Source organism: Synechococcus sp. CC9311, from assembly GCF_000014585.1.
In the GTDB taxonomy this organism is placed as follows: Bacteria; Cyanobacteriota; Cyanobacteriia; order PCC-6307; family Cyanobiaceae; genus Synechococcus_C.
This window is the reverse complement of sequence record NC_008319.1, coordinates 1,384,651-1,410,509: the sequence shown is the minus strand read 5'-3', so window position 1 is coordinate 1,410,509 and position 25,859 is coordinate 1,384,651. Positions and strand designations below refer to the sequence as shown.

Annotated in this window: 22 protein-coding genes; 4 read left to right on the top strand and 18 right to left on the bottom strand. The window is 47.8% G+C overall.

Annotated features, from left to right (window positions below):
- Positions 1 to 74 precede the first annotated feature (74 nt).
- Together lepB and SYNC_RS07095 are read left to right on the top strand one after the other, a co-directional pair.
- Entirely contained in the window at positions 75 to 689 is a 615-nt protein-coding gene (lepB, locus tag SYNC_RS07100; protein WP_011619447.1) for a signal peptidase I, read from the top strand.
- A 15-nt stretch (positions 690 to 704) separates the two neighbouring features.
- The gene (locus SYNC_RS07095) at positions 705 to 1,058 is read left to right on the top strand and encodes a DUF760 domain-containing protein (protein ID WP_041426557.1); all 354 of its coding nucleotides are present in this window, start codon (positions 705 to 707) and stop codon (positions 1,056 to 1,058) included.
- An 85-nt stretch (positions 1,059 to 1,143) separates the two neighbouring features.
- Here the strand turns inward: SYNC_RS07095 and SYNC_RS07090 are convergent, their stop codons facing one another.
- The 3 genes from SYNC_RS07090 to SYNC_RS14690 all read right to left on the bottom strand — a co-directional run bounded on the left by SYNC_RS07090 (position 1,144) and on the right by SYNC_RS14690 (position 5,410).
- Complete coding sequence (locus tag SYNC_RS07090) at positions 1,144 to 2,349, bottom strand: DUF4336 domain-containing protein (RefSeq protein WP_011619445.1); 1,206 nt, start codon at positions 2,347 to 2,349, stop codon at positions 1,144 to 1,146.
- A 142-nt stretch (positions 2,350 to 2,491) separates the two neighbouring features.
- Entirely contained in the window at positions 2,492 to 4,771 is a 2,280-nt protein-coding gene (locus SYNC_RS07085; protein ID WP_237699181.1) for an FdhF/YdeP family oxidoreductase, read from the bottom strand.
- 474 nt (positions 4,772 to 5,245) lie between these two features.
- Positions 5,246 to 5,410, bottom strand: a complete 165-nt coding sequence (locus SYNC_RS14690; RefSeq protein ID WP_167897203.1) for a hypothetical protein — start codon at positions 5,408 to 5,410, stop codon at positions 5,246 to 5,248.
- A gap of 257 nt (positions 5,411 to 5,667) precedes the next feature.
- Here SYNC_RS14690 and SYNC_RS14685 point away from each other — a divergent pair, with 257 nt between their 5' ends.
- A complete protein-coding gene (locus tag SYNC_RS14685; protein ID WP_011619441.1) occupies positions 5,668 to 5,937 on the top strand; it encodes a hypothetical protein in 270 nt (89 codons plus the stop codon).
- 37 nt (positions 5,938 to 5,974) lie between these two features.
- Here SYNC_RS14685 and SYNC_RS14325 read toward each other — a convergent pair whose 3' ends face one another.
- From SYNC_RS14325 to SYNC_RS07030, 11 genes are all read right to left on the bottom strand, one after another.
- On the bottom strand, positions 5,975 to 6,160 hold the full coding sequence (locus SYNC_RS14325) for a hypothetical protein (protein WP_148201871.1): 186 nt from the start codon (positions 6,158 to 6,160) through the stop codon (positions 5,975 to 5,977).
- A 141-nt stretch (positions 6,161 to 6,301) separates the two neighbouring features.
- Entirely contained in the window at positions 6,302 to 6,604 is a 303-nt protein-coding gene (locus SYNC_RS07075) for a hypothetical protein (protein WP_011619440.1), read from the bottom strand.
- 477 nt (positions 6,605 to 7,081) lie between these two features.
- The gene (locus SYNC_RS07070) at positions 7,082 to 8,845 is read right to left on the bottom strand and encodes a CocE/NonD family hydrolase (protein ID WP_202795156.1); all 1,764 of its coding nucleotides are present in this window, start codon (positions 8,843 to 8,845) and stop codon (positions 7,082 to 7,084) included.
- Between the two features lie 133 nt (positions 8,846 to 8,978).
- A complete protein-coding gene (locus tag SYNC_RS15265) occupies positions 8,979 to 9,506 on the bottom strand; it encodes a class I adenylate-forming enzyme family protein (protein WP_011619437.1) in 528 nt (175 codons plus the stop codon).
- Positions 9,507 to 9,533: 27 nt separating this feature from the next.
- Positions 9,534 to 10,874 carry a GGDEF domain-containing protein gene (locus tag SYNC_RS13570; RefSeq protein ID WP_049750338.1) on the bottom strand — a complete coding sequence of 447 codons (1,341 nt, stop codon included), beginning with the start codon at positions 10,872 to 10,874 and terminating at the stop codon, positions 9,534 to 9,536.
- A 122-nt stretch (positions 10,875 to 10,996) separates the two neighbouring features.
- Positions 10,997 to 11,968, bottom strand: coding sequence for an ABC transporter substrate-binding protein (locus SYNC_RS07055; RefSeq protein ID WP_011619435.1), 972 nt, complete (start codon positions 11,966 to 11,968; stop codon positions 10,997 to 10,999).
- A 262-nt stretch (positions 11,969 to 12,230) separates the two neighbouring features.
- The gene (locus tag SYNC_RS07050; RefSeq protein ID WP_167897201.1) at positions 12,231 to 13,853 is read right to left on the bottom strand and encodes a bifunctional diguanylate cyclase/phosphodiesterase; all 1,623 of its coding nucleotides are present in this window, start codon (positions 13,851 to 13,853) and stop codon (positions 12,231 to 12,233) included.
- 633 nt (positions 13,854 to 14,486) lie between these two features.
- The gene (locus tag SYNC_RS07045; RefSeq protein WP_011619433.1) at positions 14,487 to 14,873 is read right to left on the bottom strand and encodes a hypothetical protein; all 387 of its coding nucleotides are present in this window, start codon (positions 14,871 to 14,873) and stop codon (positions 14,487 to 14,489) included.
- An 89-nt stretch (positions 14,874 to 14,962) separates the two neighbouring features.
- Positions 14,963 to 18,067, bottom strand: coding sequence for an efflux RND transporter permease subunit (locus SYNC_RS07040; protein WP_011619432.1), 3,105 nt, complete (start codon positions 18,065 to 18,067; stop codon positions 14,963 to 14,965).
- A gap of 12 nt (positions 18,068 to 18,079) precedes the next feature.
- Complete coding sequence (locus tag SYNC_RS07035) at positions 18,080 to 18,667, bottom strand: efflux RND transporter periplasmic adaptor subunit (protein WP_041426556.1); 588 nt, start codon at positions 18,665 to 18,667, stop codon at positions 18,080 to 18,082.
- A gap of 375 nt (positions 18,668 to 19,042) precedes the next feature.
- The gene (locus tag SYNC_RS07030) at positions 19,043 to 20,104 is read right to left on the bottom strand and encodes a GTP-binding protein (protein ID WP_041426555.1); all 1,062 of its coding nucleotides are present in this window, start codon (positions 20,102 to 20,104) and stop codon (positions 19,043 to 19,045) included.
- Between the two features lie 601 nt (positions 20,105 to 20,705).
- On the opposite strand from SYNC_RS07030, the gene SYNC_RS07025 reads away from it, so the two are divergent.
- A complete protein-coding gene (locus SYNC_RS07025) occupies positions 20,706 to 21,401 on the top strand; it encodes an SgcJ/EcaC family oxidoreductase (RefSeq protein ID WP_237699180.1) in 696 nt (231 codons plus the stop codon).
- Positions 21,402 to 21,651: 250 nt separating this feature from the next.
- Here the strand turns inward: SYNC_RS07025 and SYNC_RS07020 are convergent, their stop codons facing one another.
- The 4 genes from SYNC_RS07020 to SYNC_RS07005 form a co-directional block, all read right to left on the bottom strand.
- Positions 21,652 to 21,909: a hypothetical protein gene (locus tag SYNC_RS07020; protein WP_011619427.1), complete on the bottom strand. Its 258-nt coding sequence runs from the start codon at positions 21,907 to 21,909 to the stop codon at positions 21,652 to 21,654.
- Positions 21,910 to 22,238: 329 nt separating this feature from the next.
- A complete protein-coding gene (locus SYNC_RS07015; protein WP_011619426.1) occupies positions 22,239 to 23,138 on the bottom strand; it encodes an alpha/beta fold hydrolase in 900 nt (299 codons plus the stop codon).
- Between the two features lie 246 nt (positions 23,139 to 23,384).
- Positions 23,385 to 24,722, bottom strand: a complete 1,338-nt coding sequence (locus SYNC_RS07010; protein WP_011619425.1) for a di-heme oxidoredictase family protein — start codon at positions 24,720 to 24,722, stop codon at positions 23,385 to 23,387.
- A 53-nt stretch (positions 24,723 to 24,775) separates the two neighbouring features.
- Entirely contained in the window at positions 24,776 to 25,783 is a 1,008-nt protein-coding gene (locus SYNC_RS07005; RefSeq protein WP_011619424.1) for an imelysin family protein, read from the bottom strand.
- Between the last annotated feature and the right edge of the window lie 76 nt (positions 25,784 to 25,859).

Genomic DNA, 25,859 nt, shown 5'->3' with positions numbered 1-25,859 from the left:
CTGCAGATTGGTGAGGGCCTGCGTCAGGGAAGCGGCGATGGCTAATGCGATCCTCGGCTAACGCAGAACCTGCCATGGCAACCACTCCCAACTCAGAACCCAAGCGCAACAGTTGGAAAGGCCTCTTGTTGTGGGTGTTGTTGGCCCTCTTTCTGCGATGGCAGGTGATCGAACCCCGCTGGATTCCTTCGGGATCGATGTTGCCCACCTTGCAGTTGCAAGACCGCATCCTGGTGGAAAAGATCACTCCAAAATTGAGCCGCCAACGCCATACGCCGCTGGGCTTGAATCAAATTGTGGTGTTTGCAGCACCGCCTCAGCTTGTGGAGGCTGGTTATGACGCGAATGCCGCCTTGATCAAGCGCGTGGTGGGACTTCCCGGAGACACGATTGAAGTGCGAGGCGGCCAGTTGCTGCGCAACAACAAACCGGTGCTGGAAGACTGGATGCCAGCGGAGATGGATTACGACCAGGGGCCGCTCAGCGTGCCTGAGGGGCAGTACTGGGTGTTAGGCGACAACCGAAATGCCAGCCTCGATTCCCATGTGTGGGGGGCACTTCCTGATGAAAGGGTGATAGGGACAGCGGTTTGGCGCTACTGGCCCTTGAACCGGTTCGGTCCGATTCGGTTCTCACACCAAAATTCAGAGGGGCCTCAGATCACAGCTGCGATAAGGTTTGATGACTGACGAACGGTGGGCAGGATGTTCAATCCAGAGTTCCTAACCACGGACAGCCAGGACGGCCAGCCCGTTAACAGCTTGATCCAATACCTGCAGGACCAATCGCCAGACGTGCTCCAACGGGTGGCTCGTTCAGCAAGCAACGATATTCAAGACATCATTCGCCACAACGTTCAGGGATTGCTGGGCATGCTCCCCGGTGAGCAGTTTGAGGTGAAAGTCACGTCCAATCGCGACAATCTGGCCAACATGTTGGCCTCCGCGATGATGACTGGTTATTTCTTGCGTCAGATGGAGCAGCGCAAGGAACTCGAGGAATCGCTCTTCGCTGACGATGAAATGGCTGTAAACCCAGACGAAGATCTCAATCTCTGAAGCTTTTCTCTTGGCTTAAAGGGTTTAATCGTTCCCTTTTGAATGATTATTGGTTGTTTGATTATTGGACTAATCTTTATAAGGATTAGTCTTTTTTTAATGGATTCTCGGGCACGAATCCAAGCTCTAAAAGACGCTGATCGATGCCACCGAGGAAGGTCCAATTTCCTTCATTGGGTGCCCAGTTTTTTTGTTGTAGTTCCGATCGCAACACCGATGCCTGTTGCGCGTTAAAAGCAAGCGGCGCGCTGTAGTGGGCGGGGATCAACCAGCACAGATCCGATTTTGATTCCAGTTGTTGAAGCCAGGCGTTGATCGCTTGTTGGGCTCGCGGTAACACCAGTCGTTCCAGCACTGGGGCTACCTGCAGCTTGGCGGTCTCATCGCCCATCAAGACCGCAGCATCGTCACGCCACCCGTCTTGCCAATCGAACGGATACAGCCCGAAGTGGGCTTTCCACGACCGCAACCCAGGGCGAAAGGCATGGCGCAACAGCTCGGCGATGGGTGGCACTCGCAGGCAATGGGGCCTGAGATATGAGGCGAAGAGCACCAATCGTGCCCAGCCACGCCGGCGAGCCTCTGGCGAATCAGTGAGGGGTTGATCACCACGCTCGCGCGCATGAAACAGCACAGGCGTGGGATCGCGATCAAAGATCGCGGGTGGTGTGGAGTGAATGCCCACCAGGGCATCGGTAATCAACAGGGAGCCACTGGGTTGATGCAGGCAGCTGATCTCTTGAAACCGGCCCACACCGAGATCGAGTGGACCAAGCGAAATCCATTGGCACACCTCGGGATGGGGTACACCATCCGTGAGCAAAACTTTGGTGCGTGTTGCCGGTACCCCGAGCCAGCTCAGAGGAAGTTGCACCGGAAAACTCCACTGGCCTGGGCAGACCCACACGTCAGCCTTGGGAAAGGCGCGAGCGAGGGGGCCAAGCGGAAGCTTGTGCTCCAGGCCGGATGCGGTGGGTAACACGATCGTGCATACCGGCCCATGTTCCGTTTCCAGTGCCGCCAGGCCTGCGAGCAATTCCGTCGTGGGGGGCAGTGGATTCACCAGCATCAAGCCACCTGGCACCTTCACCACGGTGAGCCGGATCGGCACCGCCACGTAATAGACCCCCTGAAGCTGCTCAAAGCTCCAAACCTGGCCTGGGATCAGTTCTTCAAAGTGGGTGGCGCGCTTGCCATAGGGATACAGCGGCAGCAGCGGCCACCAAGGCCAGCGTTGCTCGCGCACTGAGGCATTTGATTCGTTTGTTTGCTGGGGTAGGGGATCGCTCATGAGCTCAGATCCATGACACTCATTTGACGACCTTGATCCCCGCTGAAGCACCTCTCAGGATAGGTGCACTGCCATTGATTCCAGAAGTAAGAGAAAGGATCTGCTTGAGTCGGTCACGATCGCAGGCAAATGAGAGTGGCGATCAGTTCATGCTTGCAAGAACTTGTGCTCGGATTAGAACAGGAACGCGCTTGAAAGCCGGCGTACCACAGGTCTGATCGGATATGCCACGCATTAATACATTGGCTTCCGGGAAAAACATCAGTCCGCACCCCTGTCTGATCGATCCTGGGATTAATTCAATCTGCTCAAGGCTCCCCGCTTCACCCTGAACTGTTACTCGATCGTGGGCCTCAAAACCAAAAGTCTGTAAATCCTCAGGGTTAATCAGCAATGTTTGTCGGTGGGGCATGCCGCGATACCGATCAGCTGCCTTATACACAACCGTATTGTGCTGCCCATGGCTGCGGGCGGTGATGAGATTAAGCACAAAACCCCGCTCACCATCGGCTAACCCACCAAAGTGATCCACATCGGGAAAACTCAATTCTGGCAACGGTGTTGGCGTGAGCTGAGCCCGTCCATTTTGTGTGGAAAAACGGGGCACTGAAAATACCCTGCCACTCACTTCGAACTCGCGATTGGAGGCATCAATACCCGCCATCCCCTCATATCCCGGCACAGTCTTGGCAATTAATTCACGCACGTAAATCGGATCCTGCAGACGTTTCCAGTGGATCGGCTCATCTCCAAAGAGGCGATGAGCCAATTCGGCTAAAAACCCCACTTCGCTGGTTAAATTGGCTCGTTTTAAATGGGTAGTTCCAGGCTCATTCAATCGAACCCAGTTGTTACCAGACTCCACCGTTGTGCGGTGAGGTGTCTCAAAACGGTTAAAGACAGGGAGGAGCAAGGTCTGGCGAGCACCCAGTCCATGAAAATGGCCCTGATTGGGTTTTGTTGCGAGATAGGCGATGGTGTCAATCCTTCCGAGAGCCCGACGAGCCTGAGTGCTGTCCGGATTGGCACCAAACAGATTTCCGCCAAGGCAGAGCAGTGCATCCACCTCCCCACGATCGGCGGCCTCAATCAGATCCCTGGCGTGAAAACCTGGGGTGCGGCTCAAGGGGCGTTGGAGCAAAGCCTCGAGGGCCAATCGCATCGGTTTGCGTAAACGAACTGACACCCCCATCGAGCCAAAACCCTGAACGTTGGAATGACCACGGATTGGCATTGTTCCCGCCCCAGGACGGCCCACATTTCCGCTTAAAACAGCCGAGTTGGCGATGGCCTGAACATTGGTCGTTCCATTGGAGTGATGTGTGATTCCCATCGCCCAGGCAAACACCACAGCACGGCAAGTTGCCAAACGGGCAGCGGTGTACTCCAACTCTTCGCGGCTGAGGCCACAGCACTGGGTAATCGACTCCCAGCTGCTGCCTATCAATTGTTCTTGCAAGGCCTCCCAGCCGTCGCTGTGAGACTTCACAAACTCCCATGCGATAGCGCCACTCTCCAACCAGGCCTTTTGAAGCCCAAGGAATACGGCTGTATCGGATCCCGGAATCGGTTGCAAATAAAGAGAAGCGATCTCACTGCTTAGCAATAAAGAACGGATCGGGAAGGCAGGAGAACCAAACTTGAGCAGCCCCCCCTCAATAACAGGATTGATGACCACCACCGTGCCCCCTCGTTCTCTGAGGCGAATCAACTCATTCATCAAGCGGGGGTGATTTGCCGGAGCATTGGAACCCACAAGCACCACACCATCGGCCTGACGCAAACTCTCCAGGCTCACATTGGAGGTGCCGCTTCCGAAAACGCGAGTGAGTCCCACACTCGATGGTGCATGGCAAAGATCAGAGCAATCAGCCAGGTTGTTCGAACCTCGAGCTCGCATCAGCAACTGAAGTAGGTAAGCCGCTTCATTGGAAGAGCGCCCCGAGCTGTATGAAGCCAGCCTCTCTGGAGTCGAGGTCTTGAAGGCATCGGCAAGAAGGTCGTGAACCTCGTCCCAACTGATCGGTTCATAGAAGTCGTGACCCGCGCGCTGAATCAAGGGATGGTCCAGGCGACCTAACCGGTCACAAGAGGCTGAATTCAACTGCTGCAGTTCCCCCAAGCTGCGACGATTAAAAACAGAACGAGGAACGGCAGGCTGCAGTTCGGCCCGGATCGCTTCCACGCTCTTGATACAACGCTGGAACGGCTCCCCGAGCTCATCGCGAAAGCCACCGTTCTGGCCTCCAGTCCCCCAAGCACAGGACAAACAAGCGCTCTTGTGATTCAAGGTTTGCCAGAGCCTCTTGCCTTTGCGGCTGAAGGTTGCCCTTCCCCACCCAGTGATTACGGACCAACCGCCACCACGTTTGCTGTCATCTAGTGGCAACTTACTGGGATCGACATCCATGGTTTGAGCCATCCGACAGCGTCTTGAAACTAGATAGCTCTGCTTGGCTCAACAAGAATCGAATACAAACGCAACTTCTTTAGGGGCTGAACTGGGCTTCAGCACAGAAAGCTGAAGTGCAGACTCAACGCTGAGGTAAGCCTTCAAAGAAAATTAAATAGCAATCGATGAGCTATAGACGCCCTTTTTGATCATTAATTACAACGTTTAGACAAGTTCTAGACCAGATTTATCTCTGAAGTCAGCAGAGCTCTCATTAAGTGATAGGCCAACCTTAAAGGTTGGGATCGCCTCCGAGAGTGGAAACCAAAGCTGAATGTCACTGCTGTAACTGGAGCGAATCTCAAGTGCAAAACTCAAACTCATCAATTGACATCTCGTGTAATACATCAAGAGAACGTTCTCAACGATCCGGATGATGCGGGGAGCCTCCTGATCAGTATCAGGTGCAATCCAGTTGGTCGTCGTATTGGGCCTGATTGCTAGTTACTGAGGATCACCACCCCCCAACCCGAGATGCTGTCGCAAGAGTCCAGCCGTTAGAAGACCGGGAAGCGTGGACTTTCGCCCTTGTTCTTTGATCGCGTTGCCATAACCAGGGTTCAAGAGCCTTAAATACCTTTCATCAAGTGGTTCTTCAGCGAGATGCATGATGCGGAGGAAAGTCTTTTTCAGTAACGGATCGAAAACCTTTATATACAAAGTACGAGGTTTTGTTTTTACTCTCAATACATCACTCAGTTGCATATATTCTTGCCCAGTTGCACAAAAAATAAGAGACGTCTCAGGGACTCGCCTCTTGCATTGGTTGCCATCAGTAGCTCTGAGGTGGCAGCAGCGGCCAGAAACTCCAGCGTTGATCAGAAGGATTCAGACCAGCTTCAGACACCACGCTCCCCATCAATGCAGTGATTCTGCAGACGAATGGATCAGGCCAGGGGGAAAGCACCAACCGCGGCACAAAACAGCACCAGCCGCCACGCCGGTTGCCGTCAACTCACCAACAGCACAAACGCGACCAAAGCCATGCTGAACTCAGACCTGCCGCGGATTCCCGTTTGCCCCAGGCACTGCTCAATTTGGCGGGGTTCACCACTGAGAGGAAGCTCGTTCGCTCAAGGGGGTCTCGGTCCTATCGCTATGAGGTGAACACCCTGGAGGTGTCCCCACTTTTTTAATGAGCTCTAAGGGCTTATTAACTCCATAACAAAACGGTCACATTAGCTGTCGCTCACGATCCCGTCTCGACCCCATCGGGATATGCATCCCTTTTTCGTCCATGCGAGGGAGTCGACCACAGCGAGCGACGAAGAACTCGCAAATCCCCTTGGCGGTTGAGTCATTGAGTACTGGGGGCGATGTGACCTCTGCCTCGCAGAAAACACAGTTCAGGTAGCTCATCGCTTCGCCCTCCCGATGCCGTAGCCAACTGCTAGCGCGATTGCACTACCGAGGGCCCCCGCACTGATTGAGTCAAGGTCTTTTTAATCCTGGTGACGGGGATGCGTCAAAGCCAACGCCAGAAGCTGCGAGCAGAAGGCATCACCACGATCGAGGAGTTGGCGTTCCATTGATGAACAGCTCGACTGCTCGGGAGATGTCTACGAAGTTGCTCACTTTGGAGGCAGTTTTCTTCGTTGCAAAACCGCCCTTGGTGAATGTGAGTTCACCAAGGCGAGATTTCAGTTTCTTGGGTGAACTTTCTCCATAGGCCCTGAGTGCACTGGGGCTGAGTTCAGCTTTGATGTCTGTGACATCAACGGATTGAGCATGGGCGATCGGTCCCCGTTCAGCTAATCCGCCAAAAACCAGACCTAAAGACAAAGTAATCGGGAGAGCACGCATGAAGATGAAAAAACTCTTGCTTGAGTCGCTTTTATTTAATCTGAATGATATTTGAGCTGCAAAAAAATTTGGTCCTGATAGTCCATTCTTTCTCTTATGGAGGTATTCAGCGTTGCCAACCGATTTTCTGCAGGTTGATCCATAGTTCGATGAATAGGTGCTAAGAATCCGCTGCTGCCTGATGGGTTTCCCAAGCCGTGTTGACTATGGGTAGTAGCTCACGGGAATGTACTGAGCATGTCGCGTTGCTGCATCGGCCTTGAATGAATTAGCATCCTTTATTGGCCATCAGTTAAGCCTTTGCCGGCTTACATTCCTTAAAAATCTGAATCAGCTCATGAGTTCTGCGTTCTCCCTGTAGACATCACAAAATAAAGATGATGAGTCATGATTGGATCACAATTTTTGCTTTATAGGCTAAGCAAATTATTGAAAGTCAAGCTACTAATTAGACATCTACGGTCTTAGCTCTTCACGCTAGATCTTTGGGACGAGAAGATGTGAGTCATATTTACCGCCATAGTGAATAATATGCTTTCCATGATTAAAAGAACTATTTTTTATATATGGAGGAGTAGAAATGATTTCGCTTGATCCAATTATAAGTTTGATGCTCTCACCTGCCATAAAAAATGTACTGCTGGGATACAAAGCAATATTGATCTGCACAATTTCAGCCTTCTTAAGTAACTGCCATCGCGAAGCAGAGGGCACAGGATTCCAATCGGTAGATTCCATAGGATCAAGTTCTCGAAGGGATGCCCTACCCCAGCCTCGTGTCACCATATCATTGGTCGTACCAATGCAGCCATAAAAGTGAACTGGTTTGTTTTCACTATCGAGCTTATTAACAGCAACATAAAAGGCCATGTCTTCCGGTTGTTTTTCACCAGCATCCCTTGACCGTGCCTCCACCCAAAGACAAAGTTTCATGTATCCGCTGAGTTCAGTATCTTCCGCAAATGTGTATTGGAAAGTTGTTTTTCCATGTTTTGCTGAATATGACAGTTCCGTTTCAATCTCCTGAGGCTCTAACTGAAGCGATTGTTGTTGCCCTAAAAAGAGTTTTGTATAATTAGTTCGAGCAATTGGCCACTCGTTCTCATGGCGAATCTCATGAATTTTGTCAAGGCTGGAGCGGACTTCTAGACGTACACTAGGTCTATTTAGAAATCCACTTGACTCATCTCCCTTCAAGAAACAATCCATAAAGTTACGAGTCAGAGTTTGTACTTCTGGTGAGTAGTACGAGTTCCACTGACCCGTGCGATGTGTATAGATCCACTTATGTTTTGACTGCGCTTTGATAAATGCTCGGAAAGAGCCCATTGTGTGCAAGCTTTGACAAGAAAACGAGCCGCAAACGAGCATGGGGATCGTGATCTCTTCTAATTTTGCTGCCTTAGATTTCCAAAAATCATCATAAAGAGGGTGCTTGTCTCCCCAATCTGTGGGGATGTCCCCTTCTGACTCCACAAAATCTTTCTGTGAACCGTTGATAACAGGTTTGACTTCAGTTATCCACCAGAAAGCTGGAAAACCAACTTCTGGAAGACCACCAATCGCATAAATATCTCGATATGGATCTGTAAGACCTTCCCAGGGTGAAATACAGCAGAGGGATGGAGGAGGGCCACCATATGCTTGGCATGCCGCAACATGAAACTGCGAGATAGCAAGGAAGCTGACCCCATTTAGACCAACTTTGCCTGTACACCAAGGTTGCTTTGCAACCCACTCAATAGCCTCGTAATAGCACTTGGCCTGATGTTCGGTAAATGCACTTGGTGGTCCCTCACTATTGGAATAGCCCGGCATATTCATATTGACAACGGCATATCCGGAGGAAACCCAAAAATTTGGATCTGGAGATTCCCAACTCGTAATCTTAGAGAATGCTGGCTTACCAGATGGTTGGGGAATCAAACGATATTGCTGAGGTGCAGCGTTAAAAGGTGTCTTCTTAAGAGCAGGGGTTAGATGATTGTCATATGGATGCGCGCACATCACTACAGGTACTTTCACTCCGTTCTTTGCCGCTTTTCTTGAGCGGTAAATATTTGCCGTGACGGAGAATCCCTCACTCACAGGAATTCTTACATCGTACTCGCACAAGACGTCTGGGTCGGGATCAGTGAGTTCGCATTGAGGAACAAACAATTGACCGCTTTTAATAGCGCTTAACAATATTGGACCAACAGCTTTAATCGTTTGGACAAGATCAACCAATGATTTTTTCACGACAACATCAATCAATACATTAAAATACTAGATACTGATCTTGCAATTGTCAACAAGAATGCAGATTCCGCTTAAATATAAGTAATTGATTAGGATAATGATTTGCCAGTAAATACTTAAAATTATAAGCAGTTCAATGCCTGGAGCTCATGGCATGAAGGGCCACACGGTTGATCTTTCCCACAGCATTAAGAGGAAGAGAGGGAAGAACCTGCAAAACTTCCGGAGCCTTGTACCCAACACGCTCACGCGCAAAAACAATCAGTTCTGGAACTGTGGGGACATCGAAACCAGATTTGAAAGAGACATAAGCATGCACATGTTGTCCATGCACAGCATCTTCAATCCCGATCACACCAGCTTGATCTACAGCGGGATGCTCCATCAAAGCTTCCTCTACATCTTGAGGACAAATATTGGATCCATCGTGAACGATGATTTGTTTGCGGCGACCACAAAACCAGAGATAGCCATCATCATCGAGACGCATGGCGTCACCCGTATTGAGCCAACCCTCCTGAATGATCTCTGCTGTAGCGGCGAGATTATTCCAATATCCGACCGTCAGAGTGGGCGACTTAACCCAAAGCACACCCTCCTCACCAACACTCAGCTCTCGTCGATCGGATGAGCGGATGCAGCCTTCAAAACCAGGACACATCTTTCCTACAGAGCCAAGCCGATTTTCTCAGATATTCATTGAATTGTTCGGTGGTTTCACGAACCAAGGTCGCTCAATCGAGTAGATGGAAACCTGATTGCGGCCATGCTTCTTTGCGCGATAAAGCTCTTGATCAGCGTGTTGAATCGCATCATCAAGGGATAAAGAGCAAGGGTTGAATACATAACAACCACCACAGCTAATTGTGACTCGTCCAGTCTTTACACCTCGATGTTCAATCGAAAGGTTTTCAACAGAATCACGCAGCTTATGACAAAAGTGATTGAAATTTTCAGCGGAAACGTCATACATGAGGATCAAAAATTCTTCTCCTCCATAACGAAAGCAATCATCCAAGGGACGTCGCAATACTTTAGGAAAACATTGAGCTATAGATACCAAAACATCATCGCCTTTGCTATGACCATAAATGTCATTGAACTGTTTGAAATTGTCAACATCAATCATCAAGATTGCTATAGGGCTAACTGTTCGCACTGCCTGCTTCCAAGCCTTTTCTCCATAAATGTCTAGAGATCTGCGATTACCAATCTGACATAACGGATCTGTCATCGAGAGATCATTCAGAGCTTCACAGGAGAGAAACAGACGGTTCAGAAGGCCAGACAATATCTGACGCAACATCCTGATTTCAAGGACTCCATTATCAGAAGATTGAAGTTCCTTGCCCACAACTTGAAGGTCAGCAAGACCCTCTGAGGTATCACCAGCTGTATTCAGAATAGGGACAGCTGAAGTAATCGCATAGATCGACTCCAGGGGTTTCACAATTGTGCGCTTATACACCAGGTAAGACGACACTATCGCTACACTTGATGCAACAAGAAGGGTGATAATAAGCAATATTTCGAAGTAATTCTCAGTTCTCCGAAGCTCTTGCTCAAGATCCTGGCTCAGTAAATTGAGATCATTATTGGAGGCTAAAAGATTGGAGTGAGCAAAACGGAGATCCATTAATGGGTATCCCCTTAAGAGATCCAGTACATCTTCTTGGGTCACTACACTATTTCTAAGCAGAAAGCTAGAAACAACACGTTGTGCACGTAAGATGCGCAATTGGGCTGAATCAAATTCTTTTGTGATAAGGGTAGGCAAACCATCGTCAGCTCGCCTCATCCAACCAACATTGAATTCAGAAGAAAGGTCTGAGAGATGTTTCTGTAAAAGTAAAACCAACTCTCGCCCTGACTGATCTGAATTGTTAACTGATAGCAGAAAATCTTCCTTTATATGATCAATTTCAGCCAATTCTCCAATAAGATAGGCAACTTGGTCTTCTTGAAGAAGAGCAGCATTGAGCTGATTTTTTAAATGTTTAGAAGAGATCGTTGAAAAAGCTTCAATCAAGATAACAGATGAAAGTATTAGAACAACTGTGACGAGTTGGATATAAAGAACAAGCCGGCTAACACTGTTGGACGAAGAATCAAACTGCCTACATAGATGGCGAAGCTGTCTAAAAAATGTAATCATGGTAAGAAACGATCAGTCACCTTTGGAGATGGCGCATCTGACGAAATGAAGTTTAATTTTTCCATCGATTGCTTCACCTTCTCAATGTTTTTCGCAAGATTACCTTGAGGTTGTATTAACGTAAGTTGCCCGTCGACTGTTGGGTAAAAGGCAATCCCATTCAATATATTTCTCAATTCCTTGGGCGAAAGATTCAGGCTGGAAGACATAAAGGCAATGGCAGATTGTTTATTATTCAATGCATATTCATGCGCCTTAAACCAACCAGAAACGATCTCAGAAATATCTTCTGCCCGCGCCGAATAAACAGATGGCGAAACAGCAAGAACATCCAAAATCTGACCAGGAATTTCAGAGCTATCGAAAATAGTTTTGCCGCCAATGGATCTTACTATTTCACTATTGGGAGGATATAAAACAGCAGCATCGATCTCACCACTAGAGAGCGCACTAGGCATCTCAGAAACCAACATAGGCATCATTCTTATATCATCGATTGAACTGTTGATAGACTTCAATGCCTGTTGCAAAACAAATGGCCCAAATGAATCAGTAGCTACCGCAACTTTTGAACCTCGCAAATTGGAAATTGAATCTATTTTCAAGGACATAATTTGATCTCCACCGACCGATTCATCCAATACCAAAACAATGACAGGACATTTCTCAGCCTGTTTCGAGCAAATCTCCAGAATCTCCACAGTAGTCAGCTGAACAATGTCAAGATCCCCCCGCAAATAAGCCCTTACCACCTCAGATTGATCTGTTAACGAGACAATCTCCGCACCTGGCAGGTAACCTTTAGATTCCGCTAGTTTTAGATATTCGAAGCCAGGCCATTGCGAATGCGAAATCTTTAATCGATCAGCACGCTCTAAGCTGCATCCAAACAGCGACAGAGTCAGTGCAAAAGAAGTAAGTATCGACGAGGGAAGACTATGTAGTGAATATTTCAGAAGGATATCCACTAATCCTATCTATCATAGCGTAGACAAGAGCTAAAGTGGGAAGATTAAGCGAACTCTCATGCAGTGCTCATAGAACGTCAACTGATAAAATTGAGCTCGCAAGAATCTATCAATAGTATCAATATGATGAACTTCAAAGTAAATCTGTTTACATGAGGATTGAAATAATGATGTGACAATTTGCAAGATTGTAAGAATATTAGTCTTAAGCTATCTTCAATTATAGAGCTAACCGAACACCGGAGGCCAGTTGAGAGTGAACTTAAATCAACTTGGCCATCTCAACAGCAGGTAATGGCTTGGATTTGAAATAACCTTGGAAATAATGGCAACCATAAGATCGCAAGAATTCAATTTGTTCAGAACTTTCAACGCATTCAGCACAGACTTCTAAGCCAAGCTCATTTGCCATAGAAATAGTTCCCTTAGTGATTGCAGTATTTGACAAATTTAATGGTACGCCATTGATAAAGCTGCCATCAATTTTGATGTATTTAATGGGCAATGCCTGCATGATTGACAAAGAAGAAAAGCCTGTACCAAAATCATCAATACATAGATCAACTCCAATATCCGTCAGTTCTTCGAACAATTCTTTCGCTTTCATCAAGTCAGTTAATAGAGACGTTTCAGTAAGCTCAATTTTTAGACATTTTGGAGATACCTTGTATTCTTCGCAAATGCTCTTGATCTGATTTGAGTATGAAAAACCGGTGTTTTTATAGTATTCAACCTGAACCGCTGAAAAGTTTATTGATAATGATATAAGTTTTGATTTTTCCTTCCACATATGAACTGTTTTGACTGACTCTTCCAGTACCCAATCCCAGATCCTGTGAATTTGTCCTGAAGATTCGGATAAAGGGATGAATATATCAGGGGGAATATTCTGCCCCTCATGTGTCCAGCGACATAATACTTCGACCCATGCTATTTGCCCATATCTGTCAAATATTGGCTGAAAAGCTAGATCAAGTTCTTTCTTTTTAACGGCAACTGAAAGGTTTGCTAGCATGTCTATTTCTTCATCTGTTTTAGTCTTTCTTGTGGCGACTTGGTGAGATGGATGGATTAGACTATTCTGCAAATGTTTTTGAGCTTTTTTTGCAGCTAACATTCGTGCGTCAGCCTTTCGAAATGCCTCAATAATTCCTTCTTTCTGTTTTGACATGCATACACCAGTAGCAGCATTAATTCCTGCCGCAATGAGTTCATTAGTAAGACGATTTGAAATACTGCTGGATATATCGGTACTTGATTCTAGTAAAATACAGAATTCGTCACCTCCAGTTCTAAAGACTTTATCCTGCTTGTTTCGAATAAGACGTTTCAAAGTCACTCCTAGTCTTTTGAGGACTCGATCACCTGCTTCGTGGCCAAAATCATCGTTAATGTTTTTAAAGTCGTTAAGGTCTACAACGGCCACACAATATTGCATTGAATAATTACCCAGTACCCAATCTTTTGTTCCAATTGAATCCCATGCTTTTCGATTTAAGCATCCAGTAAGGCTATCAATGTGAATACTTTTTTCGCTTGTTACATCTCTAAAAATCCATACACGCGATTTAAATTTATCCATGCCTGAGACGCAAATGCTTTTCCTTGCAAAAACACGGCCGTCCTTGAAATTTATTTCATCCTGCCAAGATTGATCAGTTGAATGAATTAAGTTTATCTTTTTTAAAAATTCATCCGGTGCTTCAAGTTGCGTTGCGACATAACATAAAAGCGCATGGTCATCAGAATTTTCAGATATGGATTGAGGGATTCTCCACAGTTGCTTGAATTTATCGTTAAAGTAAATGACTTTTCTGTTGTCATTATTTACAATTAAAATCCCATCCAAGAGCTCATCCATAACAAGCTCAAGTATCTGCGCCAATGGGGCGCAACAGTTTTTTGTCTGGAACTTCATTTGAAAGAGGCAGTTCTCTGACGATTTAATTATAGGCGTTGAAGCTGATTTTTTCTTGTGCCTCATCGAGTTTTAATGCAACTTTTAGTCTGCGGTAATTCTTCCTTAACTCCTTTCTATGATCACTGCTCCAACTCTCTCAATATACATGCTTCCATGCTCCTGTGTGGCACGTAAAAATTCTGTAGATCTCAATTTGTACATATTGATGTTCACTAGTCCATCCAGCGATGGTGGTACCTGACTCAAGTACGGACATTCCTGCGCTTAGGACCATTCTTTTCGCCAGAGTGAACATGCAACCCGCCACCAGTTGAGTTGTTCCCTGCATCGTTCTTTGGAAAATGACAATGATCCGCCCGATCCCCAAGTTGGCAGTGTCTCAATCTGATCATGGTGTCGTCATGGACTGCCGTACGGTTTGTTGGAACGGTGGCCGTCATTGTCTGGGACTACTGACACAAGTCCCGATGCATCAGTAGGAGAAAAAGAACCCTCGCTACTGCGCAAGTCCCGTTATTTGGCCTCACTGCCAAATTAATTGCTGACATCTCTACTTATCACAGCGGCCTATAAGGCACACAACTCTGGAGAGAGCTTTTAATGCAACTCATGAGCTTCTACCTTTTTCCGAATCGCTCTAAGCAGTTCACGAATCAATGACTCATCAGTGGATCGTCCACCGCTATGGCGATCTCGCCGCGCTTCAAAGAACAAGGCGCAGCGCAGTTCAGTCAGTGTTTTGGCCTCTCCACCATTGGCTAAATCCGCACAGGGTTTAAATCCACCATGAACCTCATATCCATTGACCATGTGTGCGAAACGAACCCATTGCTGCCAATTGCCATCCGGATCAGGGATTTCTTCCAACTTCAAGTTTTGATTACTGATCTGATGCATGCAGTGCCAATGATTTGATGTGGCTTTGTCTACGAGTCTGTATCCAGCAACGAATGACTGAATCCCCCATTTGGGGGATTCAGTCATTTAAGAAGAGAACAAAGTGCAGGGGCATTGATCTCGTCCATGCTCCACTGCCTGACCAGCCCGAGCCAGCTGTCGCTGTTCTCGATACGTTATCGAGTTGAAGCGTGGAGAAGCCAGCGCCCATAACGGGCGTACAGAGCAGGAATCACCACGAGCGTGAGCAGCGTGGAGGTGATCAGTCCTCCGAGCACAACGATGGCAAGTGGCTGAAGGATCTCATTGCCAGCACCAAAGGCAAGGGCCAGTGGCAACATGCCCAGTGAAGAGGTGAGTGCCGTCATCAAAATCGCATTCAGCCGCTCAAGGCTTCCGTTGCGGATCAACTCCATCAACGGCTCACCGCTTTGATGGCGACGATTGAAGTTGTCTACCAGCAGAAGACCATTACGAACGGCGACCCCGAATAGGGTGATGAACCCAATGAGCGACGCCACCGACAGCACCCCGCCACTAAGCAGAACTGCGACTAAACCACCAACCAGGGCCAGGGGCAAATTGACCAGAATCGCTGCCGTGGCAGGCCAAGAGCGCACCGCAATCACCATCAAGAAGGCGATCACCACAGCTGCTAAAACGCTGTAGATCAGCAAGGCACGGGTGGCTCGTTGCTCCGATTCGAACTGGCCTCCGTAGCGAATGGTGTAACCGGCAGGCAGCGTCACTGACTTGTCCACAAGGCTGCGAATGTTGTTCACAACGGACCCCAGGGGGCGTTCGGCAACGTTGGCTGACACCACGATTCGGCGAGCCACATCCTCGCGGTAGATCTCATTCGGGCCATGAGTCGACTCCACCATCACAAAGTCGCCGAGCGGTTTGAGCGCACCCGAGGCCGTTCTGATCGGTACACGACGCAGAGCGTTCAAGTTGCTCCGTTGCTCGGGAGGCAGAGTGACCACCACGGCATTGCGACCACTCGCGGATTCAGCAGGACTGATGAGCGCACCGTGCAGGGCAACTTCCGAGGCCTGCGCAAGCGTTGCAACGCTAACCCCTTCCTGCAGCGCCAGTTCCCGATCAATCCTCAGTTGCAGCTGGGGCACCGGCAGCTGGGGCTCGAGCTGTAGATCCACCACTCCAGACACCTCACCCACCACGTCACGGACCTGCTCACCAAGACGGCGCAGTTCGTTGAGATCGGGCCCAGAAATTTTGATCGCGATGGCACTCCGTACACCAGAAAGCACCTCATCCATCCGGTGGGAGATGAACCCACCGATGTTTGGTGCCACACCAGGCAAAGCAAGAAAAGCCTTCCGGATGCGAGCGATGGCAGAGGTGCGATCAGCCATGGCCTGATCACTTAGTTCCAGATCCACGTGGGCGATATTCACCCCTGCACCATCGGCATCTCCGGGGGCACGGCCCGAGCGCACCTGAATCCAGTCGACGTCATCGCTGGATTGGAGACGTTCCGAGAGAACTGTGCCTGCTCGGCTCGTCATCTCGAGCGACACACCGGGGTAGAGAACCATCGAGTTCAAAAGCGCCTGCTCACGAAACTCCGGCAGGAAAACGCGTCCGAGCCCAGGAAGGATCAAGACAGCAGCCACCACAGATGCCAGTGCAAGAGCCAACACGCGACGTGGTGTGGTCAGAGCGAGGTTGAGAATCGGCTTGTAGAGCCGCTCCGCAGAGCGTTCAACCCAAGAGTTGTCGACAGGCAGCGGTGTCCGACTCAGCAGTAGGGCGCAGAGAGCTGGTGAAAGAGTCAGAGCCACGAGGGTCGAAGCCACAATCGACAACACATAAGCGATGCCCATTGGCATAAAAATGCGGCCTTCTACGCCCGTGAGCGTGAAGACCGGGGCAAACACCACCACGATGATCAGGGTGGAAAACAGCACCGGCTGGCGAACTTCCACCGAGGTGCGGAACACCACCTCCAAGGGGTTTTGGGGCGACGGCAACTGCTTGTTCCGGCGCAGCCCGCGGTAGCAGTTCTCCATGTCGACGATTGCATCGTCAACCACCGATCCGATGGCTACCACCAGACCACCGAGCGTCATCGTGTTGAGCTGGAGACCGAGCCCCCGCATCAGCAACAAACCCACCAGCAACGACAACGGGATGGCGCTGAGGGTGATCACAGCGGTGCGCCAGTTCATCAAAAACAGCAACAGCACAGCTGCCACGATCACGACGCCCAGCAGCAGTGATTCGCTCACATTGCGGATGGCAATGTCGATGAACTCGGCCTGACGAAACGATTGAGTCACCACCACATCCTTCGGCAGGGATGCGTTCAGCTGCTTAACCCGTTCTTCCACAGCTTTCGTCAGCCTTGGGGTGTCCACATCCGGCTGCTTGTTGATCATCAACACCACAGCCGGCTTGGCATTGAACGTGGCTTCTCCACGCCGCATGGCTGCACCAGGGCGGATCTCAGCAACATCCCCCAGAGCGATGATTTGGCCAGTGGAGGAGCTCATCGCTGCACGTTCGAGATCAGCGCTGGCGGTACTGGAGGTGGGAGGGAGAATCAGACGTTCCTGGCCACCGGCAATCTGCACACCACCGCGTCCCTTGAACTGTGCGTCACGGGTCGCCTCGACAACATCAGAAAGGGCGAGATTCTGCTGCAGAAGCGCCTTCAGGTTCAGCTGAACCTGAGTCTCAGGTAGGTCACCGCCATAGATGGTGACCTGAGCCACGCCAGGTATGGCGAGTAAAGCGTTCTCGTAGGTGGTTTGAACCAACGAGCGCAACTGAAATTGTTGATCTGTCGGTGCCGACTCAGGCAGCGTGAAGGCGTATTGAAGAACTGTGCCGAGGGGCGAGAGGGGAGGAGATATTTCAGGTGCATCAGCCGTCGTCGGCAGTTGAGGGAGAACCTGCTGCAGACGTTCAGACACCAACTGGCGAGCGCTCTGCAACTTCGATGCATCACGAAACACCACCTGCACCATCGAGAGCCCGGGCTTGGATGCGGATCGCACTACATTCACTCCAGGCAGCCCATTCACTGCAGCCTCAATGGGCTCACTGATCTGCCGCTCAACCTGTTCCGGCGTGAGGCCAGGGGCTGCCGTTTGAATCTCCACCTGCGGTGGAGCGAAGGGAGGAAACACATCCAGAGGCATCTGCACAACGTTCAGAACGCCCCAGACACTGATGACGAGCGAACACAAAACAACGAGCCAACGGCGAGCAATCGAGCCGCGCAGGATGGCGTTGAGCAGTTTGTTCAACATCTCTCTCTACATTCAGCCCTGTTTTGATCCAGGGCCACGGCCGCGAAGCACAAGAACCAGACCAATCACGACCAACGCAGCTGCCCCGATGCCTCCGGGGAGTAGCCATCCAGGCGATGTGCCTGGAGCCGGCTCAACCTCAGCTTGAACCTGTTCGCCGTCAGTGGAGCTTATAGGACTCTTTTCAACCGGAACACGAACCTTCTTTTGCGACTCCGCGTAGAGCGAAAGAGCTCCTGAGACAACCACCTGTTCATCCGCGCTCACGCCCTCCAGAACAACTGTGCGATCGTCAGTTGCAGGCCCAAGACGAATAAACACCGGGTCGTAGGTGTCTCCGCTGCGCACAAACACCAGAGGCTTCCCCTCTGCATCGGCGATGGCCACGGTTGGCACCGTCAACTGACCATCAGGCCCACTCTGGGGTTGTGCTGTGGTAATGCCCAAGAGCTGATCTTGCTCAGGTGATGACTTCACCTGTCCCACGGCTCCGTTCTGCACGAACTCATCACCATGGCCGGAATGGGCCAGCACGAATGGAACGGCGAGCCCCTGAACACCCCCGCAGACAAGAGCACAGCTCAGAACAAATGCGCGCATGTGCCCAAAGGAAAGTTGAGAGTTCATTGTCTGATGACTTTTGGTAGATAACAAGCTCCACACTGCAGATGAGGCAGCAGCCTTAGCTGGCCTACGTAGCTCTTGAAGGAGAAGCCTGAGTTGCACATCGTTGTTCTCTATTGCACAAAATCTCAGGGACAAGTAACGAACGCCCCTCTTAAATTACTGCAATCAGACAGTTTGCAGTGTCAGTAGCTGACATCAGCGACAGTTTTGATCTTGCTCTGACGCTTCTGATTCCCTTGTTTGCTGGGCTAGGGGTTTCTAGGAATTTCATTTGTCGTAGTGGATCATGCATAAAGTAGTCGCAATAAAACTTGGTATCCAAGCTATGTACAGGTATTTAGTTGTTGCTTAATCCAGCTTTTTGGCAACACAATCCTTCAGTTGTTGACGCAAGGAGTCGTGATTGATGTCACGTCCGATCATGACAATCTGATTTTTGCGTTCTCCAGTCCAATCGCTGTCATTGATAGAGAAGCGCTTACCAGTTAAGTGGAACACATGACGGCGTTCACTCTCCTGAAACCAGAGAATTCCCTTCGAACGAAAGATCTCCTTGGGTAACTGGTTATCTAGAAAATTCTGAAACTTGCGTAATGAAAAAGGACCATCGCTTTCAAACGATAGGGAGGTAAACCCCTCGATTGCTTCATTCTCTTGATGGCTCCCATGGTGATGTCCGTGGTCGTGATGTCCGTGGTCGTGATGGCCGTGGTCGTGATGGCTGTGGTCGTGATGGCTGTGGTCGTAATGGCTGTGGTCGTGATGGCTGTGATCGCTCTGATTGACGATTTTGTCAGACTCAAATAAACCCACACTCAGTAGCAGAGCCAGGGGCACTTCACCTTGAATTGAGTGCATGATTCGGGCATCAGTCTTAATATGACGCAGCTTCTGTTCAACTTCTTCAAGACGTTCCCTAGAGACGAGATCAGTTTTGTTGAGCAACAAGATATCGCCGTAAATCACCTGTGCACGGCCTATCTGCGTGTGCAGTATTTCATCATTAAAATTCTCGGCGTCGATTAAAGTTATGATCGAATCGAGACGTGTGGAGTCACGTAATTCAGTGGCCCCGAATGTCATTGCGACCGGGAGAGGATCCGCAAGTCCGGTGGTTTCGACCACGATGTAGTCCATTTTTTCTGGTCTGTTCAGTATTCTCTCGACAGCATCTTTGAGCTCATCGTTAATCGTGCAGCAGATGCAGCCATTGCTCAATTCCACCATGTCTTCGTTGGTCGAAACGATCAGATCATGATCAATCCCAATTTCACCAAATTCGTTGACCAGCACCGCAGTTTTTACACCTACCTGATTGCTGAGAATGTGGTTGAGCAACGTGGTCTTTCCGGCACCCAGGAATCCACTGAGGATGGTGACAGGCACTTGAGAAGCAGTGGAGCTCGTCATTGCGAGAATGATTCTCATTCCATTTTGACAGGTCGTCCGGCGTTCTGTTGGTTTCTCTTTACAGGCTTCTCGCTTCAGATGCTTCTCATAGGCATGCGCACTTAACTAATTATTTTTTATGGATAGGATTTAGGGCGTTTATAATTGTTTTGCAAGGTTTAAAAAGTACAATTATTGTCACAATCGTGAATTTCATTTGCTTTTTTGGCATTGGATCGTTCTTCGCCTTGGCGGCGGGATGGATGCGTTCTGACATGGATTCAAAATGAATCATTGGCAATTATTACTGATTTTGCCAGATGGGCCTTTAATCATTTTCTTGTGATTTTTAGTTAGGTTTAGATTAAATAATTACTCTTTTAACTTTGAAGAACACTTCTGTAATGAGCCCTAGAGCTCTAACTTGTTTAGGTGTTCTTCTTTCGCCGCTGATCTGGATGAGGCTTGTGCAGAGTTACTGATTTTGTTGACCTGGCTAGATCCGGTACGGATTCGACCTAGACGCTCTGATCTCTACCAACTCCGCGGATGGGTAAAGAACGATAATCATTCTCATGTAATCTTAATGCAAAGCCACCACGAGGAGAGACTCGAACAGCTGATGATGCACTCCACCGGCTCCTCTGGCTCCAAAACGGTACTGACGGTTTCCATGCAGGCAACCGATTTGAATGAGAGGCTCACCACGGGGCGTCAGATTTTTTCAATGGCTGTCGGGCAAGGCAATCTTCCTCATTGGATTGAATCAGAACTTCTTGGTAGTTCCGTAGGACAGCAGTATCGATGGCGTCTCGGACCGCGGGACCGTCCCAGTTGCTTGTCCTACAGCTCGCTGATTCCGAGAAATAGCCTGATTTGGCTCAATCTTGAATTGCTAGATCGTCAATGCGGTGAATTGCTCAAAGATGGTGTCACCGGATGTGCGCTTATCTCTCAAAATGAAGTGCAACAACTTTTTGAGAGGTGGAATGCAGCATTGCAAACCAAAGATCCTGAACAAGTTGCAAAATTATATAGCCGTGATGCAATCTTGCTCCCTACACTGTCCGACTTGCCACGCACAGACCATGCCACAATAGTCGACTACTTCAAGCATTTTTTAGAGAAAAGTCCCAAAGGTTCCATTGATCAACGTGAGATTATTATCGGTTGCAATATGCTTCAGGATGCAGGACTCTATAGCTTTAACTTTGAGGATGGAACAACGGCAGAGGCTCGCTATAGTTTTATCTATATGCTTGAAGATGGAGAATGGAAAATTTCCCACCATCACTCTTCCCTTCAGCCAAACGGGTAGGTAGCCAAAATAATTTCCTCTACAACCAATAATTACTCTCTCATTCAAAACCTGAGAAGATTGACTATCAAGTTTCCCCATTATTGATTAGCTTTTTCTTGGAGAATATTGTCGCTTCAACTTGATGTGTTTTCAGTAGCTATGTTGATTTAGCCTTAAATCATTTGATCTCTTTGACGCTATTCGCCTTAATACTTGACATGTGTTTTGTATTTAGCGCTTTATTAGTAGCAGAAGAGAATCGCCAGTATTATGTTTTGTCTTGATTTATCTTCAAGGAGCGTTGTTCTATATTTGCTAATACTTTGTCAATAACAAACCCAAATCTTGAAAATGTTCTAATGTTTTTATGGCTAATGCTTTGTTCGCCTTTGATGCGATTGAGCTCAAAGCCACAACGATGAAGTCTATGCATCAGTAGAGCAGTTTCTTCGAATCTTCTTGCCATCTCCTCAAGAGTAAGACAGTCAGCTGTTAGGTTTGATTCCTTCCATAAGAATGAAGCCATAGCTTATGAAATAGTTGAAAAGCTAATGTCAGTATATGAAAAATGTTGAATCAATCTGCAGCATCAGGACATTTGTAATAAATATATTGTTCATGAATCGAGCCGAATGCTTGTACAGTATTGCCTGGCAAATAAACGCCGATATGACCGAGATTGACGGCTTTTGAATGTATTTGATTGATCTATTGATCCGACTAAGGATTGTTTGCCAGGCGGCTTCTCCTTCGTCGGTGTGTGTTGCCAATTACTGTCCTTAGGAGCATTAGACTCGCCATATTTGAAACTTGTGTGTTCTAATTGTTTTTGTTGTTCAGATGTCTGTGTTAATTCTAGAGAATTCTGTTTGATAAGAATGTTCCAAACTCTTGGTGTAATCCTAAGCGACCGTTTATTTGCAAGAACTGTTGAGCATGTTCTGCCAAAATTTGCATTTCTCTCTTTGAGCGCGCTGGTGCTTCCATCGCTACCACTACCTGCAATCTGCATTTGAGATGTCTTACTTTCTTCAACCACCAAGATCGCTCTCCTGATGGATCAAAGCCACCACTAACAAATGAAACGCTCGCAAATCTCGCCCCAGGTTTTCGGCTCAACTTTTGTTGCTCAAGAATCTCTGTTGGCGTTAATAATTCAATATCGGACCAAACATGTCTTCGCAACATATATTTCAAGATTCCTCGACTTGTATTGATGTAATAGAGTATTGGGCCAATTATTGGACAGGAGACAATCCAACGTAGCCAGCTAAAGTATTTTGGATGCCAACTGCTCATGCTGGGTAATGGGCCTCTCCATGTTGGTGCAACAAGAACGAGTTGCTCCCACTTCTCTGAATAGTCATCAGCCAAACTTAATACAACACAAGCACTGTGACCAGCCGCTATGACAGTAAGCTTGTCTTGCTTGTATCGCTTTAGGTAATCAAAAATGGCCGACAGTGATCTACTTAGAATATCAATATTGTATTTCAATTTTGGTCTATCACTATCTCCAAAGCCAGGCCAATCAAAGCTAATGACGTGGTATTCATCCTGAATAGATTCGACAAAATTTCGCCATTCACCCCTGCTAGACACAGTGCTTAGTGCTGGTAGTAAGAGCAGCATCGGGGCATCCTCTGGGCCTTGATGTTCAACAACCAGTTTAATGTTTTTTCCTGAGTATAAAAACCGAATTTCATCGATAGTTCCGCCCAGGCGGATTGTTTTCTTCGTTGATGCAACATTCATTGGTTTTGGCTTGTCCTATGTCATCTCTTAAATCTAACTCCTGCAACCCTTTGGAACACTTAAGACTAAGATGCTTTGTGATTATATATGATTTCCGAAACTGAAGTCTATCGGTATTCTCTTGACGTGCGACTTATCACCTTTCAGTAATAGCTTAATTCAGTGTGCCGATACTGATTCCAGTTGTTTTGATCGGTATTTGGTTGGTTTGACCTTTTTGATACTTAATTGTGTTCTCGCCTTGCTTTAAAGTTGATTTAGCCAGCTGAGTAAATCGTTTCGACGTTTTTGCGATAATTCAAGATATGCATTTTTACTTTGTAGTGCCTCACCGCCATGCCAACGTATGGCTTCGTCAATTGTCCTTGCACGACCATCATGTAGAAAACCTGCTCCACGATTGACTGGTTGTGTCATTCCAAGTCCCCACAGTGGTGCTGTTCTCCATTCAGATGACAAACTAAGTCCTTTTTCTGCGACACCATCATCCAGTCCAGGACCCATGTCATGAACTAAAAGATCTGTGTATGGCCAGATTTCTTGGTTATTAATTACACCAGCAACTGCCCCAGCATTAAAGCCAGTTTGTTGACTTGGAACATGACACTTAGCACATTCCAATTGGTCAAACACAAGTGAACCACGTCTTACTACTTTGCTAGATGCTTTTTTTGCCGTCGCAGGAGATCCTAGCGTCTGTGTGTAATAGGTCACACCAACGAGTTCGTTCCAGCTGATGTCTGCGGGTTTGCCATCAGCAGCTAACACACTGTTAGGACCTGTGGCTGTTGTAAGCCCCATATCCTGCTGATATGCATCTGCACTTTGTTCAATGACGCTTGCAGACGTGGATTTCCATCCGAAACGACCGATTCGACGTATTCCATTTTCATCATCAACCCAAACAGGACGTCCTGAAATTCCATCTTTATTGACATCATCAGGATCTGCATTTGCAATGAGATTGGATTCAGGGATCGCCTCAAGTAATCCCAGACCAATCATTGGTGGAGCGATCCTTAATGAACTTGCAACGGTGATTGGTGAGATGTCAGATCCATCTGGTTTTGTAAGTTTGGCTTGCATCCTCCGTAAACCATTGTCTTCAATCCATACCCTTTCAACAGTTGCTTCCGGGCTGTGGCCATAAATGGCCTTGTCTTGCAATTGAAACCCTAGTCCAGGTACAGGTTGGTCGCCTTCTCCTTCTCGCATCGCTATGCGAAACAGAGATTGACCAGTAACGGGACGTCCTCGACCATTCAAAACATGGCAGGACGCACATGATTTAGCGTTGTGAATAGGACCTAAACCAGCTCCAGCATGACCCACTAATGGAATATGGCTTTGCTCAAAAAGTGGATCTGTTTCCACATGTCGATCAAGTTCCGCCTCACTGAGACCGTCAGCAGGGGTTGCAAATGCGGTGAAAGCTCGATTAAAGATTGTCATCTGCCCCGCAGCCTTTTGGGGATCTCCAATTCTTGCCCACACGGGTCTTTCTAAGTTAAAAAAATTCCCAAGCCCTACTGTCAAGAGCAGGGCTAGGAATCCGACAAGAATTTTTGAAAGAGAATGTCTCATCTTTACATCCTCTCAGACAACACCCTTAATCATATTAAAGCTTTCTGAGTAAATCATCCAATCTTTGACTTCAATGCCTCAGTTGTATCAAATGCTTTCGAAATTGCTTCCATCAGCATTTTAACTTGCTTTTGGGTATCACCATTATCAAGTTTATCATTGAGACGTGTTGGTAGTTCTTTAGCCTGTGCCAGCGCTGTCTGCAATTCTACGGTCAACTGATTGGACAACTCTGCATCCTTTGTTTTGGCGTATTCTTGAATTTTTGACTTCTCCCAGGCCAGCTGAACACCTTGTAAGTTTGACAAAACATCAGCACCGGTGTTGCCACTAAAGGTACTTTCTAATTCCCCCTTTCCACTAGCAAGTGCTTCTCCCAATTTAGTATTACTTACCTCATCAAGGCATCCTGCCATTCCTTCAAGGATGTCATTCACTGTTTTGGCAGGGTCTGCTTCAACATCAGCCTTACCAAAGCCTTCTGGTCCACTCCATGCGGCCAGAAGCTGTTTTGCATTGGATTTTAAATTTTCACCCGCAATCCTTAAATAAGCTAGCTGCTGAGTGGTTAAATCAGATGCTTCAACAGGAGTATCGCCGTTACCAAAAATTACATATTCAATGCCGTGGAATCCTCTTCCTGTTGTATCTAGAGCATTAAATTTCTCTTTTGTGAAATCTTTTTCCGATAGTGCCTCTGCTAATTCCTTATCACTCACAGGCCAGTCATCAAGTTTAGGATCAAAATCTTCCGTTTCAGCAGGGCCGTAAGCCCACGTTTCCGTTACTTCCCAAGTGTTACGTGATTTTTTCCACTCATCACGAGCTAATTTAAGATTGGCAGGGTTTGGATCTTTGACTAGCACTTGAAGAGCCTGATTAAGCTTTTTAGTCCCACTAACTAACTTTTTATAGCTAGGAATTACCACATCATTAACTAAAGCTGAGCTGACATCCTGATCTGTTGGACCAGCCTGCGATTGAGAAGTGCAGGCACTAGTGACCGTTGCTGACAAGGCCGCTGCAACTAGTGCTGAAAGAAGTCCTGAACGTTGGTGCATGAAATAAAAATCAATTATCTTCAATATGGTCTGCCTAGCGCCGAAATAATGATTTAAGATTCATGTTTTTGTTTCT

Coding starts and splice junctions, on each gene's coding strand:
- lepB (WP_011619447.1), top strand. CDS start 75: ATGGCAACCACTCCCAACTCAGAACCCAAGCGCAACAGTTGGAAAGGC.
- SYNC_RS07095 (WP_041426557.1), top strand. CDS start 705: ATGTTCAATCCAGAGTTCCTAACCACGGACAGCCAGGACGGCCAGCCC.
- SYNC_RS07090 (WP_011619445.1), bottom strand. CDS start 2,349: ATGAGCGATCCCCTACCCCAGCAAACAAACGAATCAAATGCCTCAGTG.
- SYNC_RS07085 (WP_237699181.1), bottom strand. CDS start 4,771: ATGGCTCAAACCATGGATGTCGATCCCAGTAAGTTGCCACTAGATGAC.
- SYNC_RS14690 (WP_167897203.1), bottom strand. CDS start 5,410: ATGCATCTCGCTGAAGAACCACTTGATGAAAGGTATTTAAGGCTCTTG.
- SYNC_RS14325 (WP_148201871.1), bottom strand. CDS start 6,160: ATGAGCTACCTGAACTGTGTTTTCTGCGAGGCAGAGGTCACATCGCCC.
- SYNC_RS07075 (WP_011619440.1), bottom strand. CDS start 6,604: ATGCGTGCTCTCCCGATTACTTTGTCTTTAGGTCTGGTTTTTGGCGGA.
- SYNC_RS15265 (WP_011619437.1), bottom strand. CDS start 9,506: ATGTGTCCTGGTTTTGAAGGCTGCATCCGCTCATCCGATCGACGAGAG.
- SYNC_RS07045 (WP_011619433.1), bottom strand. CDS start 14,873: ATGACTGAATCCCCCAAATGGGGGATTCAGTCATTCGTTGCTGGATAC.
- SYNC_RS07040 (WP_011619432.1), bottom strand. CDS start 18,067: ATGTTGAACAAACTGCTCAACGCCATCCTGCGCGGCTCGATTGCTCGC.
- SYNC_RS07035 (WP_041426556.1), bottom strand. CDS start 18,667: ATGCGCGCATTTGTTCTGAGCTGTGCTCTTGTCTGCGGGGGTGTTCAG.
- SYNC_RS07030 (WP_041426555.1), bottom strand. CDS start 20,104: ATGACGAGCTCCACTGCTTCTCAAGTGCCTGTCACCATCCTCAGTGGA.
- SYNC_RS07025 (WP_237699180.1), top strand. CDS start 20,706: ATGATGCACTCCACCGGCTCCTCTGGCTCCAAAACGGTACTGACGGTT.
- SYNC_RS07020 (WP_011619427.1), bottom strand. CDS start 21,909: ATGGCTTCATTCTTATGGAAGGAATCAAACCTAACAGCTGACTGTCTT.
- SYNC_RS07015 (WP_011619426.1), bottom strand. CDS start 23,138: ATGAATGTTGCATCAACGAAGAAAACAATCCGCCTGGGCGGAACTATC.
- SYNC_RS07010 (WP_011619425.1), bottom strand. CDS start 24,722: ATGAGACATTCTCTTTCAAAAATTCTTGTCGGATTCCTAGCCCTGCTC.
- SYNC_RS07005 (WP_011619424.1), bottom strand. CDS start 25,783: ATGCACCAACGTTCAGGACTTCTTTCAGCACTAGTTGCAGCGGCCTTG.